The sequence below is a fragment of the Protofrankia sp. Cas8 genome (genome assembly GCF_963555845.1).
GTDB lineage: Bacteria > Actinomycetota > Actinomycetes > Frankiales > Frankiaceae > Protofrankia.
In genome coordinates, this window is the sequence record NZ_CAUVXI010000350.1 from 1 (window position 1) to 2607 (window position 2607).

The window sequence follows — 2607 nt, forward strand, 5'->3', positions numbered from 1 at the left end:
GTCGCGCCGATGTCGAATCGGCCGCTGACTGGCTGACCGGACGAATGATCCGCACGCCGGTCATCCGGTCGGCGTCCCTCGACCGCCGCGCCGGAACCCGACTGTGGCTCAAGGCGGAGAACCTGCAACGTAGCGGCTCATACAAGGCCCGCGGCGCGATGCGGGCGGTGGGTCGGCTGGCGGAGGCGGGGAACCGGCTGGGCGTGATCGCGCAGAGCACCGGCAACCATGCGCTCGCCGTTGCTCTGGCTGCAGGCAAGTACGGTCTCACCGCCATCGTCGTGCTCCCGGTCGACGCGCCTCCCATCAAGATCGCGGCAGCCGAGGCATGTGGCGCGCAGGTGGTCCTCGCCGGCACCACCCTCGACGACCGGCTCGACATCGTCGGACGGCTGCACGAGTCGACGGGCTACCCGGTCATCGACGCCTATGATCATCCTGACGTCATCGCAGGTCAGGGAACGGCCAGCCTCGAACTCATCGAGGACGTCCGCCGGTGCGGTGGCCACCTCGACGCCATCGTCGTCCCGGTGGGCGGCGGCGGTGGCGTGGCCGGAGCGTGCCTGGCCGCGCAGGGTGAGGGCATCGCGGTCTTCGGGGTGGAGCCCCGGGGGTGCGACTCGCTTGCACGCAGCCTCGCGGCCGGCAGACGGGTGGCCGTGCCGCCGGCCGACACGCTGGCCGACGGTCTGCGACCCGCGTGCGTCGGTCGCATCCCTTTCGACATCGTTCGTGGATCGATCGCAGGCGTGCTCCACGTAGATGATCGGAGCATCGGCCGTGCCCTGTGCCTGGCGCTGTTCCACACCAAGCTTCTCCTGGAACCGTCCGGTGCCGCCGGTCTGGCCGCGGCTCTCGACGATGCCTCGCTGGATGGCTTCGACGATGTCGGTGTGGTGCTGACCGGAGGGAATGTCGAGCCAACGTTGATCACTCGCCTCATCGCCGAACACGAGGCGGCCGCTGCCGGGGGCAGCGGCGTCATCGGTGGGAATGTCATGAGCGGCACGTCATGAGCGGGCACATGGCGGGCGGGAACGCTGCGAACGGGCGAGCACGACTGCGGGTCGGGATCCTGTTCGGTGGTCCGTCAGCGGAGCACGACGTTTCGTGCTCGTCTGCACTGGGGCTGGTACGGGCTCTGCCGCAAGACCGCTACGAGCCCGTCGTGATCGGCATCGCCCGGGACGGTCGCTTCACGCTCGTGCCGGACGACGCGGTCGACCGGTTGCGGCATCTGCCGCCACACGCCCGGGCCATCGACGACCGCCTCGAGGTGGTAGGCCAGCCGGTGGAGTTGCGGCGCGGCCGGTTGCACTCCGAGGTGGTGGTCACGCCCGCCGACGACCCGCGGGACGTCCTCGCCCACCTCGACGTCGTGTTCCCGCTCCTGCATGGCCCGTTCGGCGAGGACGGTGTCATCCAGGGGTTCCTCGAGCTGCTCGGGGTCCCCTATGTCGGCTGCGGCGTGGTCGGATCGGCCGTTGGTATGGACAAGGTCGCGATGAAACGGGCCTTCGTCGCGGAGGGCATCCCCGTCACCCCTCACCGGTGGTTCGACGAGGCGACCTGGTGTTCGTCCCGCAATCCGCACAGCCTGCTTGACGGCCTGCGCTGGCCGTTGTTCGTGAAGCCGGCCAGCATGGGCTCCTCCATCGGGGTGTCGCGGGTGATCTCGGATGACGCCCTGGCTGCCGCCGTTGCGAAGGCACTCGACTATGATCACACGGTAATCGTCGAACAGGGTGTGACGGGACGTGAGATCGAGTGCGGCGTGCTCGGGGGAGAATCCCCAGCGGCGTCGGTCCCCGGTGAGGTCACCGTCGTGGGCGAGTGGTTCGACTACGACCTGAAGTACTTCGGCGACAGCGACCCGATGATCGTGCCCGCGGTGCTGGCCCCGCGGGTGACCGACGAGGTCCGCGAGCTGTCCGTCCGGGCGTTTCGCGCCGTCGGCGGCTGGGGCCTGGCCAGGGTCGACTTCCTGTACGACGAGGACGCGGACCGGCTCTACGTCAACGAGCTGAACACAATGCCCGGCTTCACCGCGCATTCCATGTACCCGAAGGTCTGGGCCGCGACCGGCATCCCCTACCCGGACCTCGTCAGCCGTCTCATCGAGCTGGCGTTCGAGCGACACGTACGCACCAGACGACGAACGATCATGGAGGTCACGTCATGACCATCGAGGTTGCGACAACCCGTCAGGAGTGGTTCGCAGGCCGTCCGGGCGACTGGGCGGCCTGGCGGTCGAAGGTGACCTTCGCCTCGCGGGCGCAGGTACTCGAGCTTGCGGTGCAGATTGCCCGCCCGGTGCCCGGAAACATCGTCGAGTTCGGCGTCTGGAAAGGGGCGTCGACCCGAGTGATCCGCGACGAGCTCCTCCAGTGCAGCCTGTGGGACCGCGCCCAGCGCCGGAAACGGATCTACGCCTGCGACTCGTTCGAGGGCCTGCCCACCGAGTACGAGAACATCGCGAAGGGTACCTTTGCGACCCCGGTGCCGACGCTGCGCGGCATCCGCATTGTCAAGGGGTTCTTCGAGGACTCCCTGACGCCCGCACTCGCCGCTGAAGTCGGGCAGGTGAGCCTGGCCCATTTCGACGCC

Annotated in this window: 3 protein-coding genes; all 3 read left to right on the forward strand. The window is 68.7% G+C overall.

Annotation, left to right across the window (positions count from 1 at the left end):
- Positions 1-1016, forward strand: a 1016-nt coding sequence (locus U9977_RS26685) for a threonine ammonia-lyase (RefSeq protein ID WP_322752031.1), incomplete at its 5' end; no start/stop codon positions are given.
- Entirely contained in the window at positions 1013-2182 is a 1170-nt protein-coding gene (locus tag U9977_RS26690) for a D-alanine--D-alanine ligase family protein (RefSeq protein ID WP_322752032.1), read from the forward strand. The genes U9977_RS26685 and U9977_RS26690, both read left to right, overlap by 4 nt.
- A partial coding sequence (locus tag U9977_RS26695; protein ID WP_322752033.1) for a TylF/MycF/NovP-related O-methyltransferase occupies positions 2179-2607 on the forward strand: 429 nt, incomplete at its 3' end. The genes U9977_RS26690 and U9977_RS26695, both read left to right, overlap by 4 nt.

What these genes read in the sequence shown, in the direction of transcription:
- U9977_RS26690 (WP_322752032.1), top strand. Translation starts at nt 1,013, where the DNA reads ATGAGCGGGCACATGGCGGGCGGGAACGCTGCGAACGGGCGAGCACGA.